Source organism: Alishewanella aestuarii B11, assembly GCF_000280055.1.
GTDB lineage: Bacteria > Pseudomonadota > Gammaproteobacteria > Enterobacterales > Alteromonadaceae > Alishewanella > Alishewanella aestuarii.
In genome coordinates this window covers 71,171-88,920 of record NZ_ALAB01000039.1, presented here as the reverse complement: position 1 = coordinate 88,920, position 17,750 = coordinate 71,171, and the positions used below count along the sequence as shown (strand labels likewise).

At 52.0% G+C, this 17,750-nt stretch carries 16 protein-coding genes; 3 read left to right on the top strand and 13 right to left on the bottom strand.

Annotated elements, in window-relative coordinates; all coding sequences use genetic code 11:
- Nucleotides 1-4 precede the first annotated feature (4 nt).
- The 13 genes from fliM to AEST_RS14645 form a co-directional block, all read right to left on the bottom strand.
- Nucleotides 5-1,093, bottom strand: coding sequence for a flagellar motor switch protein FliM (gene fliM, locus AEST_RS14705; RefSeq protein ID WP_008609984.1), 1,089 nt, complete (start codon nucleotides 1,091-1,093; stop codon nucleotides 5-7).
- A gap of 15 nt (nucleotides 1,094-1,108) precedes the next feature.
- Nucleotides 1,109-1,624: a flagellar basal body-associated protein FliL gene (gene fliL, locus AEST_RS14700; protein ID WP_008609983.1), complete on the bottom strand. Its 516-nt coding sequence runs from the start codon at nucleotides 1,622-1,624 to the stop codon at nucleotides 1,109-1,111.
- A 90-nt stretch (nucleotides 1,625-1,714) separates the two neighbouring features.
- The gene (locus AEST_RS14695) at nucleotides 1,715-3,646 is read right to left on the bottom strand and encodes a flagellar hook-length control protein FliK (protein WP_039925583.1); all 1,932 of its coding nucleotides are present in this window, start codon (nucleotides 3,644-3,646) and stop codon (nucleotides 1,715-1,717) included.
- Nucleotides 3,647-3,867: 221 nt separating this feature from the next.
- The gene (fliJ, locus tag AEST_RS14690; protein ID WP_008609981.1) at nucleotides 3,868-4,320 is read right to left on the bottom strand and encodes a flagellar export protein FliJ; all 453 of its coding nucleotides are present in this window, start codon (nucleotides 4,318-4,320) and stop codon (nucleotides 3,868-3,870) included.
- Nucleotides 4,317-5,660: a flagellar protein export ATPase FliI gene (fliI, locus tag AEST_RS14685; protein ID WP_008609980.1), complete on the bottom strand. Its 1,344-nt coding sequence runs from the start codon at nucleotides 5,658-5,660 to the stop codon at nucleotides 4,317-4,319. The genes fliJ and fliI overlap by 4 nt, the downstream gene beginning before the upstream one ends.
- Before the next feature lie 34 nt (nucleotides 5,661-5,694).
- Nucleotides 5,695-6,498, bottom strand: coding sequence for a flagellar assembly protein FliH (gene fliH, locus AEST_RS14680; RefSeq protein WP_008609979.1), 804 nt, complete (start codon nucleotides 6,496-6,498; stop codon nucleotides 5,695-5,697).
- 10 nt (nucleotides 6,499-6,508) lie between these two features.
- Nucleotides 6,509-7,540: a flagellar motor switch protein FliG gene (gene fliG, locus AEST_RS14675; protein ID WP_008609977.1), complete on the bottom strand. Its 1,032-nt coding sequence runs from the start codon at nucleotides 7,538-7,540 to the stop codon at nucleotides 6,509-6,511.
- Complete coding sequence (fliF, locus tag AEST_RS14670) at nucleotides 7,533-9,233, bottom strand: flagellar basal-body MS-ring/collar protein FliF (protein WP_008609976.1); 1,701 nt, start codon at nucleotides 9,231-9,233, stop codon at nucleotides 7,533-7,535. The genes fliG and fliF overlap by 8 nt, the downstream gene beginning before the upstream one ends.
- Before the next feature lie 24 nt (nucleotides 9,234-9,257).
- Complete coding sequence (gene fliE, locus AEST_RS14665; RefSeq protein ID WP_039925582.1) at nucleotides 9,258-9,596, bottom strand: flagellar hook-basal body complex protein FliE; 339 nt, start codon at nucleotides 9,594-9,596, stop codon at nucleotides 9,258-9,260.
- Between the two features lie 50 nt (nucleotides 9,597-9,646).
- Complete coding sequence (locus AEST_RS14660; RefSeq protein WP_008609974.1) at nucleotides 9,647-10,993, bottom strand: sigma-54-dependent transcriptional regulator; 1,347 nt, start codon at nucleotides 10,991-10,993, stop codon at nucleotides 9,647-9,649.
- Nucleotides 10,986-12,095 carry a sensor histidine kinase gene (locus AEST_RS14655; protein ID WP_008609973.1) on the bottom strand — a complete coding sequence of 370 codons (1,110 nt, stop codon included), beginning with the start codon at nucleotides 12,093-12,095 and terminating at the stop codon, nucleotides 10,986-10,988. Before AEST_RS14655 ends, AEST_RS14660 begins: the two co-directional genes overlap by 8 nt.
- A gap of 180 nt (nucleotides 12,096-12,275) precedes the next feature.
- Nucleotides 12,276-13,766 carry a sigma-54 dependent transcriptional regulator gene (locus AEST_RS14650; RefSeq protein WP_051030632.1) on the bottom strand — a complete coding sequence of 497 codons (1,491 nt, stop codon included), beginning with the start codon at nucleotides 13,764-13,766 and terminating at the stop codon, nucleotides 12,276-12,278.
- A gap of 131 nt (nucleotides 13,767-13,897) precedes the next feature.
- Complete coding sequence (locus AEST_RS14645) at nucleotides 13,898-14,692, bottom strand: flagellin (protein WP_008609971.1); 795 nt, start codon at nucleotides 14,690-14,692, stop codon at nucleotides 13,898-13,900.
- Nucleotides 14,693-14,889: 197 nt separating this feature from the next.
- Here AEST_RS14645 and pseB point away from each other — a divergent pair, with 197 nt between their 5' ends.
- Genes pseB through pseF form a run of 3 tightly spaced genes read left to right on the top strand, consistent with a single transcriptional unit; the run spans nucleotide 14,890 to nucleotide 17,749 of the window.
- Nucleotides 14,890-15,891: a UDP-N-acetylglucosamine 4,6-dehydratase (inverting) gene (gene pseB / locus AEST_RS14640; protein ID WP_008609970.1), complete on the top strand. Its 1,002-nt coding sequence runs from the start codon at nucleotides 14,890-14,892 to the stop codon at nucleotides 15,889-15,891.
- On the top strand, nucleotides 15,888-17,051 hold the full coding sequence (gene pseC, locus AEST_RS14635) for a UDP-4-amino-4,6-dideoxy-N-acetyl-beta-L-altrosamine transaminase (RefSeq protein ID WP_008609969.1): 1,164 nt from the start codon (nucleotides 15,888-15,890) through the stop codon (nucleotides 17,049-17,051). The genes pseB and pseC overlap by 4 nt, the downstream gene beginning before the upstream one ends.
- Nucleotides 17,051-17,749: a pseudaminic acid cytidylyltransferase gene (pseF, locus tag AEST_RS14630; protein WP_039925580.1), complete on the top strand. Its 699-nt coding sequence runs from the start codon at nucleotides 17,051-17,053 to the stop codon at nucleotides 17,747-17,749. Before pseC ends, pseF begins: the two co-directional genes overlap by 1 nt.
- The last annotated feature ends 1 nt before the right edge of the window (nucleotide 17,750 follow it).

Sequence of the window (17,750 nt, the reverse complement as noted above, 5' to 3'; positions counted from 1 at the left end):
TTCGTTACCTTCTGTCTCGTTCGCTGATATTTAAATCAGCCTCTAATTCTAAAATATCGGCATCGTTATCCAGGCGCCTGCCGCCCTTGGTAAAGACCTGCATTTCGGATTTCGCCGACTCTGGCCGCTTAATTTTCTCGGTGATCTTCAGCGCTACATTGTCCCGTGAGCGGCCAAGCTTAGCGCGGAAGGTGGGTAAGTCCTCGATTAATACCGTGATATGCTCCGGGATCTCAACCGGGATAATGTCACCGGCTTTCAGTTCCATAATGTCACGCAAGGTCAAGTCCACGTCCAGCATCTTGGTACTGAGGTCAACTTTCACATCCATAATCTCGTCACGCAGCGCTTTTGACCAGCGTAGATCAGTATCTTCCTTATCGCTCTGCACACCCGCATCCAGCAGTTCGCGGATCGGTTCCAACATCGAATACGGCAAGGTGACATGAAAATCGCCGCCACCACCGTCCAGTTCGATATGGAAGGAGCTAATCACCACCACTTCTGTCGGGCTGACGATATTCGCCATTGCCGGGTTGACTTCAGAGTCCAGATACTCGAACGAGACATCCATTACCGGTGCCCAGGCTTCTTTGTAATCTTCAAAAATCAGTTTTAACAGCATTTGAATAATACGCCGCTCTGTTGGCGTAAATTCGCGGCCTTCAATCTTGGCGTGATAACGACCATCACCACCAAAGAAGTTATCTACCAGAATGAACACCAAACGCGCTTCCATGGTGATCAGGCCGGTACCTTTTAATGGCCGGAACCGCACCATATTTAAGCTGGTCGGTACAAACAGGGTATGAACATATTCGCCGAATTTGATCATCTGCACGCCGTTGATTGACACCTCGGCAGTGCGGCGCATCATATTAAACAAACTGATCCGCATATGACGGGCAAACCGCTCGTTTACCATTTCCAGCGTAGGCATACGACCACGAACGATACGGTCGTGGGATGAGAAGTCAAACTGCACCGTGCGCCCGCCATCGGCGCCATCGCTGCTATCTACTTCTTCTTCTTCGACTTCATCGACGCCATGTAACAGCGCATCAATTTCATCCTGCGATAGTAAGTCAGACACTGTTATTCACTCTTGTTATTGCATCACAAAACCGGTAAACAAAACTTCTGCGACGACAGCACTGCCCACCACATCCAGCATCGCGGTTTGCAAATCGATCAGCGCTTTGTTCTTTAATTGTTCTTTCCCGGTTGACGTTATTAATTCATCAGCACTGGCGGTACTAAAGGTCGCCAGTAAAGTTCCTTCAATTAATGGGATATGCCGCATCGCCAGCGCCTGATTGGCATCGCCACGGACCATCAGTTGCACCCGGATCTGTACCAGCCGATCCCGGTTTGCCCCCGCAACATTAAACACAAAAGGTCGTGGCATCTGCACATAAAGCGCCGAGCCCTGCGCCACGGTTGGGCCAGCGCCGGTTTCAACACCAGCTTGCTCAGTGGTTACAGGCGCACTGCTGTCACCGCCACTTAACAGAAAAAATGCCACCACCGCCAATACCAGTAGCAGGCCGGCCGCTGCGCCGATAATGATCAGTTTTTTCTTTTTTGCACCCTGATCGACCAATTCCAGTTCATTTTCCGCCATACCACGGCTCCCTCAGCCCCACTGTAAAGATGTTATTATGCTCACCGGCCCGAAACTTTGTAAATGAAAAGTCAGACAGTTGGCTGTTGCTTAAGCATAGTAGTCAACCAAACGCTCAGAAAGCTTAACCTTAATTTGCTGGGTCGGCATTGCGTCATCGCCTGTATCAGCCAATTCTGTGCCTTGCTGCTGCCCCTGACTATTCTGACCGGTTTGCTGCCGCTCTTGCTGCTGCACCTGGCCTTCTCCCAATTGGATCCCTTGTTGCTGTAACATTTCCCGTAAACGGGGCATTTGCTGCTCCAATAGTTCTTTTGCTGCTTGCTGCTGCACGATAAATTGCACTGACGCTTGTTCCTGCTGCAGATTTACCCGGATCTGCATCTGACCAAGCTCTGCAGGATCAAGCCGGATTTCGGCAACCTGAATATTTTGTCTGACCATTACATGCACCCGCTCACGCAGCTGCAAAGTGGCATCCTGCTGCTGCAGATTCAGTTGCTTTAATTTCGCACTCAGCTCTGGACTGGCAACCGGAGCATCCGCTTTCTGTTGCTGTATAAGCTGCTGCTCAAACCGGTTTTGTAATTGGGTCGTCGTTTCAGCTAAGTTGCCAGCTTGCACTTGCACTGCGCTGGCGCTGTTTGCGGCTAGCACGACCTCCAACCGACTAATCGGCGGCAAGGCTTTGTCTGCGCTGGTTTCCACTGGCGGAATCGCATCTGTCAGGCTGACGTTACGACCAGCACTGCGTTCGCGTGACGCTGTTTCGCTGTCAACTTTACTATGCCGCTCCGCTGTTCCCTTTGCTGCCGGCGAGGTTCCCGCAACACGGCTAACCGCAGCTTGCAGCGGCGCCGCAGACTGGCTGACAGCCTGAGGCGCTGCCGTAACAGCCAGGGTAGCGACCTCAGCTACATCGTTAATAACAACAACTGGCTCAACCGGCGTTTTATCCACTGGCACTGTTGGATCCGCGACGGCTTTACTGCTACTCAACGGGGCTGTCTGCTGAGCCGCTTGGGACGGCAGCATCTGTTGCATCAGTTCAACAACTTCTTGCTCCGGCGTAAGCAGCGCGGCAGAGGTAGTTTCCGGAGCTATCGCTGGCTGAAGTGGCGTCTGCGGCACAGCAGAAGTCGGCGTGCTGACTATCGCTTTATCAGCCTGACCGTCGGTAACGCCTGCAGCTTTGGCACTGACCACCGGCTGCATGATCGTACGTTCTAAATCAGCCGCTGCTTGCGTGACAGCGGTTCGCTCCGACTTCGCCTGAAGTTGCAGCACGGGGTCGAGGTTGGCTTGAGCCGTTTCTTGCTCAACCTCGGTGCCTGATGGCTCAGTAGCCGACGCCGCTATAGCGGGCGCAGATATTACAGGCTCTGATAATTGCTGCGCCGTGCCAACTTTAGTTGTCGGGCTGCTACTGCTCTGTTGTCTTGTGGTGTCAAACTGCTGACTGAAAATTAACTCTGCTTGCTCTGCCGGTAATAATGGCGACTCTGGTACAGGCCCGATTTGCTGTTCAATTACCTGGTGCTGCATTAACTGCTGTTGGATCGCCATAAAACGCTTTTTATCCAACTGTGCACTGGTTTGGTTTGCCTGTTCAATTAAGCCCAACCAGGAAATAGCCGCCTGCTGTGCAACCGGCTCAGGTTCAACAGGCGGTAACGAAATTTCGGACCAGACGGCAATGTCCGCATCAGACAATTCTACTGGTATTGATTCAGCAGCTGCTGCCACTGATTGCCCGGCCGGATCCGCTGCCACAACGGCTGGTACCGGTAGCGGAGTCAGCTCAGCTTCTGCAACGGGTTCAGGGGAGGCAAGCTGGCTGGGTACAGCGGCAACAGACTGCCGCTGCGGCAACTGTTGTTGTTGTTCGTCACTGAGCAAGCGGGCAAAAGTGGTTTCGCCGTTATAGCCAGCCTCCGCCGTAGTGGCAAAACCCGGCACTTCGCTAAATGCCAGCGACTCTGCCGGGTTTAACAGCATTGATATCTGCACACCTTGCGTCATAGAGATATACCTGTAATCCGTTGCTACTTGCGCCTGCGGTCAGTATTAGCTTGTGCACTGACTGACCTTGGGCTTTATTTGTTCGCCATCTTTGCGCTGCAAAAATGCTTGTCACAGTACTGCTGACAAATTACATTCAAAATTCGCGCCAGTTTTCAGTGACCCGGGGTAATGACATCGGCGCGCCAGCTCACGCTGTCGGTTTGACCCGCTGCCTCTGCTTAGTCACTGTTTAGCAACAGCCGCTGCTGCATAAAGCGCTGCAGGGCATAATCATCTGCCAGTTTTTGTTGCTGCCGCTCCTGCGTCAGCTGTTCACGTTCAGCTGCTAACTGCAGCAATTTCTCTAATGCCTTACGTTTGGTTTGCATCTTCAACCAGCTTTGTTTGCGTTGTTCAGCTGCGTTTCGGCTTTGCTGTACCACCCGCGCTTGCTGGCTTAATGCCTCATCTAATTTGCTGATAAAGGCCAGAAACTGGTTATACTGCCTGCCGCCCAGCCCTATTGAGCCCTGCTGCTGGCTTTGTTGGATGTAGTCAGTGCGGTATTGCGCAAGCCCCTGATATTTTTGCTCGGCTTGCTGGTACATCTGTTGTGCCCGGACAAAATTTGCCTGCAGTTGCTCTTCGCGTTCTTTCTGTACTTTGATCAGCAGGGCCAGTTTACTACTCATGCTCTACCCCGCTGATTTGGCGCCAACTGGCTTAATGCGCTCAGGCAATCATCGTAAGGCACCACATCTTTCATCCCCTGCTGCAGGAACTGATTGATCCGCGGTAACAACTGAATAGCCAGATCCAACTGGGGATCACTACCGCGAACATAGGCGCCGATAGCGATCAGATCTTTACTTTGCTGGTAGCTGGCATAGAGTTGCTTAATACTGCGCGCCAGTAACTGATGCTCTTCGCTGGTAACGGCCGGCATCACCCGGCTAATTGACTTCTCAATATCAATGGCAGGAAAGTGTCCAGCGTCAGCAAGTTGCCGCGATAACACGATATGACCATCCAGGATCGCCCGCGACGCATCGGCAATCGGATCCTGTAAATCATCGCCTTCAGATAATACCGTGTAAAAGGCCGTAATTGAGCCCTGGTGGCCAGAACCGTTACCGGCCCGCTCAACCAGTGCCGGTAATTTGGCAAACACCGAAGGGGGGTAACCTTTAGTCGCGGGCGGCTCACCAACGGCCAGCGCTATTTCACGCTGGGCCTGGGCATAGCGGGTGATCGAATCAATAAGTAATAACACATCAAGCCCCTGGTCCCGGAAATACTCCGCAACCTGAACCGCAGTTTCACAGCCTTTTAGCCGCATTAGCGGCGAAACATCTGCCGGCGCCGCCACGACCACAGCCCGGCTTTTACCGTCTTCGCCCAGGATCTCATCGATAAACTCTTTTACCTCCCGACCACGCTCACCGACCAGCCCGACCACGATAACATCTGCGGCAGTGCCGCGGGTCATCATGCCGAGCAGTACGCTCTTTCCGACCCCAGAGCCGGCAAACAGGCCCATACGCTGGCCTTTTCCCACTGTCAGGATGGCATTGATAGTGCGGACGCCGACATCCAGCGGCTGTTTAATCGGACGCCGGTGTAAAGGGTTTATGGCTTTACCTTTGCCACTGCTAAACTGCGTCGCCGCGATGGGGCCTTTACCGTCCAGAGGTCTGCCAACACCGTCAATCACCCGCCCCAATAAGCTCATACTTAGAGGTACCCCTTTGTACTGCAGTAACGGAGTTACCCTGGCACCCGGTACCACGCCCTCGATATCCTCTTGCGGCATTAAAAACACTTTATCCTGTGCAAAGCCAACCACTTCAGCCAGCAGATCGCCACGGGCACCCTCAACTAAACACGCCTGACCAATGGCAGCGCTGCAGCCGGTGGCTTCCAGGGTCAAACCGACGACCCGCACCAAACGGCCGGACACCGCAGGCTTGCTGGATTGAATAAATTGATGTTGTTGCTGCAAAAACTGCTGCAGTTTAGCGGGTTCAGCCATCTTAGCTCACTGTCACAACGGCCGGAGGGCCTGATTAGTGTTCGTTATCGGCCTGATGCAGGAAGTGTTCCAGACTGCTGTTAATGCGTTGCGTCAAACTTCTGTCAACACTGGTTTTTTCAGCTTCGACCAGGCAACTACCGCGCTCAAGCAAGGGATCGGCCAGCAGTTGCCAGTGTTGGGCTTGTATTTGCTCGTCACTGTAATGACTACGGATAATGGCGAGATCATCAGGATGTAATTTAATCCGCATCAGTTCGGTTTTCAGTGGTAATGCGGCAGTTGCTTCCTGTACAGCCAATAGGATCACCTGCGGATTGGTCTTGACCTCGACCCCAATCACCGCCTTGGCCATTGCCAGGGCTAACTCCAGCAAGCTCTGCTCTACCTGCTGGTTCAAACCGGCCAACGGTTGTTGTAGCTGGTCCAGCAGCAAGGTCAGCTGGCCCAGTTTTTCATCAATTTCCGGTTGCACTGCCATCAGGCCTTGTTTCTTACCCTCAGCCAATCCCTGCGCCGTGCCATCCTGCAGACCTTGCAAACGTCCGTCCTGATAACCCTGACTAAAGCCTTCTTCTTTACCCTGAGCTACACCTTCTTCATACGCAGCCTGCCGGATCTGTTCAATCTCATCCGCAGTAAGCGGCTTGATTTCGCTGCTGTCTTCTTCCTGGGCTACCACTGACGAGGTCGGCCGTTTCAGGTTCAGTGCGTTGGTGGTCTCATCCTGCTCCACCTCGGCAGTCAGATCCAGCGTCTGCCAGGCACGCAGCAGATCTTCGACCTCTGCGTCTGGTGAGAACGGTTTCTTGTAACGGAACGCATCTTGGTTACTCATTCAGCTGGCCTTAGAGGAATTCTTCACCGCCACCGCCACCGAGCATAATTTCACCGGCATCAGATAAGCGACGGGCAATCGACAGAATTTCTTTTTGCGCCGTTTCCACTTCGCTGACGCGCACCGGCCCCATGGCTTCCAGATCATCCTGTAACAGCTCAGCTGCGCGTTTCGACATGTTTTTGAAGATTTTCTCTTTCAGATTCTCGTCCGTGCCCTTCAGTGCTTTCATCAGCACATCTTGCTGCACTTCCCGCAGTATCGTCTGAATACCACGATCATCGACATCAATCAGGTTTTCAAACACAAACATCAGATCCTGAATTTGTTGTGCCATTTCCTCGTCATGCTCACGGATAGCATCCATCAGCTGACCTTCCAGGTTGGTATCCAGATAGTTCAGAATATCGGCAGCCGCTTTCAGGCCACCCATCTTCGCGGTCTGGGTACCGGCCTGACCAGCAAACTGTTTCTCCATAATTTCGTTTAATTCTTGTAACGCCGCCGGTTGTACCTCTTCCAGGTTGGCGATCCGCATCGTCAGATCCAGCCGCACCTTCTCCGGGAACTGGGATAGAATTTCGGCTGACTGCTCCGGCTCCAGATAGGATAAAACAATGGTTTGGATCTGCGGGTGCTCATTGCGGATAATATTGGCAACCTGTTTTGAATCCATCCACTTCAGCGAGTCCAGACCGCGGGCGCCACCGCCTAATACGATTTGGTCTATCAGATTAGCGGCTTTTTCCTCACCCAGCGCTGCTGTCAGAGCACGCTTGATAAATTCCTCGCTTTGGAAGCCAATGGTACTGAAGTTCTGGATCTGCTCAATAAAGCGCCGGTGCACCGCGGCAATTTTGGCCTGATTCAGATCAGTGGTTTGTGCCATCGCCAAACCCACTTTCTGTACCTGCTTCGGCTCCAGATGTTTCAGGATCTGGGCAGCATCTTCTTCTGATAAGCTCAGCAGCAGGATGGCAGCTTTCTCAACACCGTCAAGCTTGCTGATATCAAATTCTTTAACGGCTTTTTTCTCACTCATCTTCAGCTAACCAGTTCTTGACGACCAAAGAGGACAGTTCAGGTTCATTGGCAACCAGAGCCCGCACTGCGCGTAACAAATCTTCATCACCATGTAAGTCAGGTAACATTAGGGTACCATCCGGGGCAAAGCCCACCGCTTTATCGTCAAACACCGAGGCAGTGGCATCAAAATCATCGCCCAGATCCAAGCCCTGTGATAATGAATGCTCGTCATAAGTATCGCTGGTATCTGCCGGATTCATCAGTTTTTGCAGCATAGGTCTGACAATCGCCAACATAATCACGATCACCAGCAAACCACCGACTACGACCTTCACCACTTGCAGGAACCAGTCCTCCAGATAGAAAGGTGTACTGACGTCAGCATCGACAGCTTCACGTACAAAGGGTACGGCAATGACTTCGATAGTATCACCACGCTGGGCGTCAAAGCCAACCCCACCTTGCAATAAACGCCGGATATTTTCCAGTTCCGCCTGGCTGCGGGGTGTCATCGCAACCGAGCCATCCTCGGCAGTAGCGGCTTTATAGTCAACGGCGACTGAGACACTCAGCCGGCGGATCACGCCGCTTTGTTGACTGGTATGGCTGATGGTAGTATCCAGCTCAAAATTACGGGTCGCTTCACGACTATTCCGCCCTGGTACTACGGCTTGTGATGCCGTACCTGTTGCTTGTTCAGGAATAGCGGACGGCATCGGTGGTTGATTGGACAGCGCACCGGGAATACCACTGCTGCCACCACCGACACTGTTTTCCTCAATAATCATTTCACTGCGCACTGCCGGCAGATCCGGGTTAAAGCGTTTTTGCGTTTGCTCTACGGCAGTAAAGTCCATGACCAGATCAACCTGCGCGGTGTAGTTACCTACGCCCAGCACAGGCATCAGGATAGAGTCAACCTTCTGACGGTATTCGTCTTCGCGGCTACGTTGGATCTCCAGTTCGCGGCGGTTGCGTGCTGCGCTGCCATCAATAGAACCGGAATTTAATAAGCGGCCATTCTGATCGGTCACAGTGACACGGCTGGGTGCCAGCCCTTGTACCGCAGAGGCGACCAGATCAACAATCGCATCCACTTCGCTGTCTCGGATCACCCGCCCGCCGCGCGCTGTTACCAGCACGGTCGCCGACGGCTGTGCTTGTTGGCGGGCGAACACATTTTCTTTCGGGATTGCCAGTAATACGCGAGCACGAGCCACACTTTGCAGCTCTTCAATGGTGCGGGCTAACTGTTGCTCGCGACTATGCTTCAAACGCTCCATTTCCAGCCGCTGACTGACGCCAAAGCCACTGTCCTGCAATAAAAACTCCGTACCCAAAGACGGTTCGTTACTCATACCGGCGCGGGATAAACTAAGCCGTACCTGTTGCAGTGTATTCTCCGGAACCAGAATGACATTACCTTCCAGTTTGTACTTAAACTTCTGCGCATCCAGATGATCCAGCGTTTGGATTAATTCCTGAGTGCTATAGGTACCCAGTGGCCGCAGTTCCGGCGCTCTGGCCCACAAAATAATCAGAATGGCAATCGCCAGACAGATCGTCAGCGCGATCACCAGCGTCAATTGCCGCATCAAGTCGCCACCGCTATTGAAGGCGCCCATGATACCGGTTTTTGGTTGTGCGGCCGGCTCCGGGTTAAAGTCAGTGTTGCTCAGCGCCAGCTCTGTTGATTGATTTTCTGCCACAATACTCTCCTAACAGGCGCCAATTTAAACCGGCATCGACATGATTTCTTTGTAAGCTTCGACCAACTTGTTGCGAACCTGCACCGTGGCTTCAAAAGCTAACGAAGATTTTTGCGAGGCAATCATGGCCTGCGCCAGCGATACCCGGGGATCGCCCAGCTCAACAGCATTGCGCATAGCACCGGCCTGTTGCTGCAGAGTATTAACGTTGCCCAAGGCATTTTTAAATAGGGTAGTAAAATCAGACTGGCTACCATTAACCGGCGCGATATCCATGGCAGGTTTAGCGTCTGCCGGTAAGGCTCTGGCCTGGCTGGCCATGGACTGCATTTGTGCGTATAACGCCTGACCTTTGATTTGCATAATAGTGCCTGTCAAAAATTTGCTGCTTCTGACAGGGACTAAAGCAAGGGTTATGCCACCTCTATACCATGCTCGCGCATTCTGGCTAGTTTATAGCGCAGGGTACGATCACTGATACCAAGCCGGGCCGCCGCCTCTTTACGTCTGTTGTCGCAGGCACGCAGCGTTGCCAATATCAGCTTATGCTCCTGTTGATGCAGTTCGCTTTTAAAGTTGCTGTCGCTTGCGGGCAGCTCAGTATGGTCGTCAAGCGCTATGCTAGGAACAAAGGGCAGATCTTCCAGCAGAATATCGTGCTCGGTGACTTGCGGGCCAGTTTGCAGGATCAGCGCCCGCTGTATCACATTATCCAGTTCCCGGACATTACCCGGCCAATGATAGCTGAGCAGTCGCAGCTCTGCGTCCTCGCTGAAAGCTGGTGTAGCCTTGCCGTGCTGTTTGGCATAGCGCGCCAGTAAAAAACTGGCTAGTGGCAGAATATCGCCCGGCCGCGCGGCTAGCGCTGGCCAGCCAAGTGGAAAAACATTTAACCGGTAGTAGAGGTCTTCGCGCAGTACGCCTTCAGCCACCGCCTGGCGCAGATCCCGGTTACTGGTGGCTAGGATCCGTAAATCCAGTTTTAGTACCTTGCGACCACCAAGACGCTCAACCTCGCGCTCCTGCAACACCCGTAACAGTTTAGCCTGCAGGTTAAGCGGCATTTCTGTCACTTCATCCAGTAGCAAGGTGCCACCATTGGCTTGCTCAAACTTGCCGGGACACGCCTGCACTGCCCCGGTAAAGGCGCCTTTCTCATAGCCGAATAAGGTTGCTTCCAGCATATTTTCCGGAATCGCCGCACAGTTAATCGCGATAAAAGGCGCCTGACTACGACCGGATTGCTGATGGATATAACGCGCTAACACCTCTTTACCGGAGCCACTGGGGCCGGTAATCATCACGCTGGCATCACTTTTGGCAACCTTTTGCGCCAGTTGCAACAGCGCCAGGCTTTGCGGATCGGCCACTACCGGCTGCTGTGCACTCTGCGTTGCTGGCTGCACATAACGGCTAACCATAGCAACCAGCACTTCCGGCGAAAAGGGCTTCGCCAGATAGTCGATAGCCCCCAGGCGGATGGCCTCTACCGCATCCTGCACCCTGGCATAGGCTGTCATCAACAATACCGGCAACTGCGGGTATTGCTGCCGTAGTGTTTTCAGCAAACCTAAACCTGATACCGAGCCGAGCTGAACATCAGAAATAACCAACTGCACCTGCTGTTTTTGCAGTAGCAATAACGCTTCCTCGGCACTTGCCACGCTGAGCGGCGTAAAGCCGGCCAGCAGCAGGGTGTCGGTCAGGGCTTCGCGCAAGCCGTTGTCGTCTTCAACAATCAATAGATTAAGCTCAGACATAGGCAATCTCCTGTGCAGTCGGGATGAGATCGGCAGCCAGACAAGGTAAACGCAACTCAAAACAAGCGCCGTTGAGTGTCCCTGCCGGCCGCTGTGCCGGTTTAAGATAGCTAATCTGGCCATGGTGGCTTTGCAATACCGCCTGCACCACGGCCAGGCCAAGACCGGAGCCTCCGGCTTTCTGACTGAAAAAAGGCTCAAAGATTTGCGGCAGAATCGCATCCGGGATCCCCAGCCCGTTATCGCTGAGCAGCAACACCAGTTCAGTTCCCCGCAGCCGAGCCTCAATGCGGAACAGGCAAGGTTCAGTGCAGGCCTGCAAGCTGTTTTGCAACAGATTAAGCAGGGCTTCACACAGGGTTTGCGTATTCCCCAGCAACTGCACCTCAGTGTCTGGAGCTGTCAGCTGCAGCCTGGCATGGTGCTGCATCAATAGGGTTTCGCTACGTTCCTGAAACAGCTGTAGCAAAGCGCTCAGCTGCAACGGCTGCACCGCCTGGGCACTGCCAGAGCGGGCAAACAGCAGCATATCGTTTACCTGCTGCTCTAACTCCTGCAGCCGTAACACCAGCTTCTGCTGAAACTGGCCACGTTGTGCCGCGGCCAGTTTACTGTTAGTCAGATTTTCGGCATACAGCATTGCTGAGGATAAAGGGGTACGGATCTGGTGTGCCAACGTGGCCATCATCTTGCCGAGCGTCGATAAGCGCTGTAAATGATGCAGCCGGTGCTGCAGAGCCCGGGTCTCGGTTAAATCCGTCATAACAATAAGTTGCCCGGGCTCCGGGTGTAGTGCGCTGATGGCGATCTTTAAGCGCCGGCCATCCTTTAGCGATACCTCCAAACCATCGTCAGAGCGGGGTTGAAATACCCGACCAATCACCTGTAACCAGCTCTGCCCCAACAAGGGTTCGCCTAACATGCTACAGGCCTGAGGATTCGCTTCGGCAACCCGACCTTTGGCATCGAGGATAATGACGCCAGAGGGTAAGGCGCGCAGAATATGTTCCAGCCGGGCAGCGTTTGATATGACCAACGGCTGGGTCTGGCCAGCCGATGGCACAGCGTCTGCCTTGGCAACAGTACAAACAGGATCTGACATAACACAACATACTCTCTAGCCTTGCATAACGACTGTATATGCAGAGAGCATGCCAAGCATAAGGCATTAATTATTAATAGATATTTAGAGTCAAAAAAACGTCAGCCGTGATTTGCCTATTAGGGCGTGTTGACGTTTACTACTTAGCTTTTGTTCACACTGGACACCGGAGCGGCGGCGTTACTCTTCTTTCCCCAGATTATACTTGCGCATTTTTTCGACTAGGGTAGTACGACGCAAACCGAGGATTTCAGCAGCTCTGGCCACAATATAATCATGGCGCTCTAACGCCTGTGAAATAAACCGCACCTCAAGCTCAGACAAAAACTCCTTTAAATCCAAACCGTCGGCGGGCAAATCCTGCATTACCGGCTGCGCATAACTTTGCGCAAAAATCAGCTGCAGCTCGGCGCTATCAGTTTGCTCTACATTGTCATTGTCAATATCAGGCTCGGGTTCAGAGCTTTGGAACAGTGAATTCAGTAAATCCCGCTCTTGCAGTGCTTCCGGATACACCGGCTGATAGGAATCGACTTCCAAATGCTGATACTTTTTTGGCAACTCAGCGACATCTACCACCTGATCCGGATACATAATCACCAGCCGCTCCAGCAGGTTGGCCAGTTCACGCACGTTACCGGGCCAGCTATGTAACTTCAGGCTTTCAATCGCCCGTTCGGTAAATTTCACCCGGGCCTGATGCGCCTGATATTGCCGGTTCAAAAGTTCGTTAATCAGCAGCGGCAAGTCATCAGCGCGTTCGCTTAGTGCCGGTGTTTCAATCGGAAAGACATTCAGCCGATAATACAGATCTTCGCGAAAACTGCCATCAACGATCATGGTTTCCAGATCGCGGTGGGTGGCGGCAATAATTCTGACATCCGCCTTGATAGTCTGAGCGCCCCCTACCCGTTCAAAAATACGCTCCTGCAATACTCGCAGTAATTTCACCTGCATCGGCTGCGGCATATCGCCGATTTCATCTAAAAACAGAGTGCCACCCTGCGCCAGTTCGAAACGGCCTTTGCGGGTAGAAATCGCGCCGGTAAAGGCGCCCTTTTCATGGCCGAACAGCTCGCTTTCTAACAGTTCTGCCGGTATAGCACCACAGTTAATCGGCACAAAGGGCCCGCTGGCACGGTTCGACAGTAAATGAATATTGCGCGCTACCACTTCTTTACCGGTACCGGAGGGGCCGAGCACCAGCACATTGGCCTCGGTTTTCGCTACTTGCTGAATTAAGAACCGCACTTTTTGCATCGCGGCAGTCTGCCCCACCATGCCATCAAACTTCGCCAGTAATTCCGGTTGTTTATGGGTGGGGAGCAGGCGGTGATATTGCTGGGCATCGCGCAGTAGCTGTGTCAGGCTGCTGTAAACAAAGGGCTCGCTTAATACGCCAACCACATTGGCATGCTCGAGCAGATAAGACAGGGCGTCGCCAATCACCAGAAACGCCGAGGCCGGAAATTGCCTGACCAGCACCGCGGGTTCAACCACACCTGTCGCTCCCAATATCACTACGGATTCAGGCTGTTGCTGCAATTTATCCTGTAAAGTATCGGCACCGAGCAACTGATGCGGTTCGGTCACAAAGCTCAGTACAGTAGATAAACGTTCAGCCCGTTGTGGCTGTAAATCAAAGATATATAGCGGTGGTGTGAGAGACATAACAGCGCGATTTTTCTGATTATTTATTTTCATTGTACAAGCTAAGCGCTGGCTTGCAAGGTAAAATGCTGGTTTTTTGACGCTTACGCTTAATCGACGTCAAAAAACCAGCAGGTAACGCGGTGCTGAAACTAGCTTAGTAAGGATAACGCTCGCTCAGAGGAAATGCGGGCTTGCATGGCCACATTGATTGAGCTTTGGGTCAGAATATTGGCTGCCGCTCTGTCACTGCTGGCGCGGGCATAATCCAGATCAGCAATCCGGCTGCGGGCAGCAGATTCGGCAACCTGCTGCCCTGATGAGTTACGGGCGGCGGCGGCAAAACGATTCGCTTCCGCTCCTGCCTCTGCCTGCAAAGCACCGATAAAATCGCGAGCCTGCTCAATGCGCCCCAGCGCCTGGGCGGCCCCCGCCGGATTAGTCAGGTCGAGATTAAAGGCATTTTGGCTTTGCAAGGCCGTGCCCAAATCAGTAGTGGTTAAACTCAATGCCCCGTTACCAGATTCGAAATTGATACTGGCATCGGCACCGAAGAGCTTTTTACCAGCAAACTCCGTGTTATCAATAATTTGTCGGGCGTTATCCAACAACCCGTTGGCTTCCTTTTGTAGCGCCTGCCGCTCCTGGGTGCCGTAAATACCGTTTCCTGCGGCGACAGCCAGCCGGCCAAGCTCGGCAAAGTTATCGTTAACCCCTTGCAATGCCTGTTCATAAACCCGGGATAACGAGATACCATCATACAGATTGCGTTCGCCCTGAGCTTTGGCGTTAATACTGCTGCTAAGCTGGTTGGCAATCTGCAAACCGGCGGCATCATCAGCCGCACTGTTTATCCGCCGACCATTAGCCAGCTTCTTTAACAAATTTTCCTGCTGCAGTTGTGCCTGATTTAGCGTATTCAGACCCGTTGAGGTATTAAGTTTCATTGGCCATGCCCCGCGCTCTGTGTTTAACCTTAAGTATAGTCAATCACCACAGCGGCGACCAGCGCTGTATGAAATATCAACGACAAAAGTAATTGCAGCTTGATTTTACTGACACTTTTATTGGTTTCGGCATAATTTATGCTATCGTTCAGTTAACAGAGGATGGCAGCGCCAACAGCCACGTTAGAGGGCGGACTATGTTTGATAATAAAACGATACTGATTACCGGCGGCACCGGTTCCTTCGGACATAAATACACTGCGACCTTGCTGGCCCGCTACAAACCGAAAAAAATCATTATTTTCTCCCGCGATGAGCTTAAGCAGTATGAAATGCAGCAAAAGTATCACCAAAGCTGCATGCGTTACTTTATCGGCGACGTTCGTGATGAACAGCGGTTAATCCGGGCTATGCATGGCGTTGACTATGTGATCCATGCCGCGGCATTAAAGCAGGTCCCTGCTGCAGAATATAATCCGACTGAATGCATTAGAACCAATATTAACGGCGCGGAAAATGTGATTAATGCCGCCATAGAAACCAATGTTGAAAAAGTTATCGCATTATCCACGGACAAGGCCGCCAACCCGGTCAATTTGTACGGCGCAACCAAACTCGCGTCCGACAAACTTTTTATCGCTGCAAATAACATGACAGGTGGCAGCCGACCACGATTTTCCGTCGTCCGCTATGGTAATGTTGTGGGTTCAAGAGGCTCTGTCGTGCCCTATTTTCAGCAATTAATCAATCAAGGAGCCGATCATCTGCCGATCACCCACCAGGAGATGACGCGCTTCTGGATCACCTTACAACAAGGTGTAGATTTTGTATTGAAGAACTTTGAACGTATGCTCGGTGGCGAAATTTTTGTACCTAAAATCCCATCAATCCGCATTATTGATCTGGCTAAAGCTATGGCACCGCAATTAGCGATTAAGCTAGTGGGGATACGCCCCGGAGAAAAACTGCATGAAATGATGTGTCCGGGAGATATGTCATTCCATACTTACGAATTCAATGACCATTTTGTTATTGCACCAGCAATAAAGTTTTTTAACCGAAGTAATGATTTTACCACCAACGCACTGGGGGAATCGGGTAAATTGGTTCAGCAAGGCTTCGAATACGTCTCAGACACTAACCCCCACTTTTTAAGTGTCGATGAGATCCGACACTGTAATCTGGTAGCTGACTTATGATTCCCTATGGCAAACAACAACTCGATGCGGAGGATTTGGCAGCCGTTCAAGAGGTATTACAGTCAAATTGGTTAACACAAGGCCCCAGGGTTCCAGCCTTCGAACAAGCCATTGTAGACTATTGCCAGGTTCCGTTTGCCGTCGCAGTAAATAGCGCCACCTCCGCTTTACATCTTGCCTGTCTGGCACTGGGCGTGGGGCCTGGTGATCGGGTTTGGACATCCCCTAACTCTTTTGTTGCCTCAGCTAACTGCGCATTATATTGTGGCGCCAATGTCGATTTTGTCGATATCGAGTTACACACCGGCAATATCTCGGTGAGTGCGCTGGAAGAAAAGTTAATACTGGCTAAGAGAGAAAACGCCTTACCCAAGGTTGTGATACCGGTACATTTTGCCGGCCAGTCGTGCGAGATGAAGCAAATTGCTGCCCTGGCTGAACGCTACGGATTCTATGTCATCGAAGATGCCTCGCATGCGATCGGCGCTCGCTATCAGCATGACGTTATCGGCAACTGCCGCTATTCCGATATTTGTGTGTTTAGCTTTCACCCGGTAAAAATCATTACCAGCGGTGAGGGTGGGATGGCGACTACGCATAATCCGAAACTTGCCAGAAAAATGCAGATGTTGCGTAGCCATGGTATCACTTCTGAGAGTTCAGAGCTGACTGAGCCCAGTCATGGCGTTTGGTACTATCAGCAACAACTGCTGGGTTTTAACTATCGCTTAACTGATCTGCAAGCGGCCCTTGGTCTTAGTCAGTTTGCTAAACTGGAGTCCTTCGTCAACACGCGCCACCAGTTGGCCAAAGTTTACGATCAGGCCTTTGCGTCAATGCCTGGCGTTTGTCCTCTGACACAACTACCGGATAGTTACAGTAGCTATCACCTGTATGTCGTTAGACTGATTAACATCGATAAAACACAACATAGAGACTGTATCAGTTTTCTAAGGCAACACGGCATCGTCGGACATTTGCACTACATTCCGATTTACTTACAGCCTTATTACCAGCAACTTGGTTTTAAAGCAGGTTACTGCCCGCAGGCCGAGCTATATTATCAACAAGCTGTGACCTTGCCGCTGTTTCCCGGTTTAACCTCGCAAGATCAACAATTGGTAATAAACACCTTGCAGAGCTTGCTAGAGAGCATCTGATGAACGTTGCAATTATCCCTGCCCGAGGCGGCAGCAAGCGCATCCCACGCAAAAACATTAAGAATTTTGCTGGCCAACCTATGCTGAGCTACCCGATCCAGGCAGCGCTCGCCAGTGGTGTAGTCGATAAAGTTGTGGTATCGACAGACGATAGCGAAATTGCCGACATCGCTGTCCGCTTTGGCGCTGAAGTTCCTTTTATCCGCGACGCCAACCTCGCGGACGACTATACCGGTACCAGTGCGGTGATCCGGGATGCCATTCTGAGACTCAGACAGCTGAACTGGCAATTAGATCATTGCGCCTGCCTTTACGCTACCGCACCTTTACTCAGCTCCGACGTTGTAAAACAGAGCCTAAACCTGCTACATGACACCGCAGCTGATTATGTCTTTACCAGTGCCCGCTTTTCTTTCCCGATCCAGCGGGCTCTGCTACAAACCGAACTGGGCGGAGTCACGCCATTCGACCCACTTGCCATCGGCAAACGGTCGCAAGATTTACCACCGACTTTTCACGATGCAGGACAACTTTATTGGGCTAAAGCGGATACCTGGTTAGATCGCAACAAAAAGATATTCGGGGAGCGCTCCCGTATGTATGTCTTACCTGACCATTTGGTGCAAGATATCGACACTATCGAAGATTGGCGACGCGCGGAAGTGCTGTATCAGATATTACTACAGGAAAGTCGCTGAG

Excerpts from the sequence above, each read along its gene's own strand:
- fliL (WP_008609983.1), bottom strand. The coding sequence starts at position 1,624 with ATGGCGGAAAATGAACTGGAATTGGTCGATCAGGGTGCAAAAAAGAAA.
- AEST_RS14695 (WP_039925583.1), bottom strand. The coding sequence starts at position 3,646 with ATGACGCAAGGTGTGCAGATATCAATGCTGTTAAACCCGGCAGAGTCG.
- fliJ (WP_008609981.1), bottom strand. The coding sequence starts at position 4,320 with ATGAGTAGTAAACTGGCCCTGCTGATCAAAGTACAGAAAGAACGCGAA.
- fliI (WP_008609980.1), bottom strand. The coding sequence starts at position 5,660 with ATGGCTGAACCCGCTAAACTGCAGCAGTTTTTGCAGCAACAACATCAA.
- fliH (WP_008609979.1), bottom strand. The coding sequence starts at position 6,498 with ATGAGTAACCAAGATGCGTTCCGTTACAAGAAACCGTTCTCACCAGAC.
- fliG (WP_008609977.1), bottom strand. The coding sequence starts at position 7,540 with ATGAGTGAGAAAAAAGCCGTTAAAGAATTTGATATCAGCAAGCTTGAC.
- fliE (WP_039925582.1), bottom strand. The coding sequence starts at position 9,596 with ATGCAAATCAAAGGTCAGGCGTTATACGCACAAATGCAGTCCATGGCC.
- AEST_RS14660 (WP_008609974.1), bottom strand. The coding sequence starts at position 10,993 with ATGTCTGAGCTTAATCTATTGATTGTTGAAGACGACAACGGCTTGCGC.
- AEST_RS14655 (WP_008609973.1), bottom strand. The coding sequence starts at position 12,095 with ATGTCAGATCCTGTTTGTACTGTTGCCAAGGCAGACGCTGTGCCATCG.
- AEST_RS14650 (WP_051030632.1), bottom strand. The coding sequence starts at position 13,766 with ATGTCTCTCACACCACCGCTATATATCTTTGATTTACAGCCACAACGG.
- AEST_RS14645 (WP_008609971.1), bottom strand. The coding sequence starts at position 14,692 with ATGAAACTTAATACCTCAACGGGTCTGAATACGCTAAATCAGGCACAA.
- pseB (WP_008609970.1), top strand. The coding sequence starts at position 14,890 with ATGTTTGATAATAAAACGATACTGATTACCGGCGGCACCGGTTCCTTC.
- pseC (WP_008609969.1), top strand. The coding sequence starts at position 15,888 with ATGATTCCCTATGGCAAACAACAACTCGATGCGGAGGATTTGGCAGCC.
- pseF (WP_039925580.1), top strand. The coding sequence starts at position 17,051 with ATGAACGTTGCAATTATCCCTGCCCGAGGCGGCAGCAAGCGCATCCCA.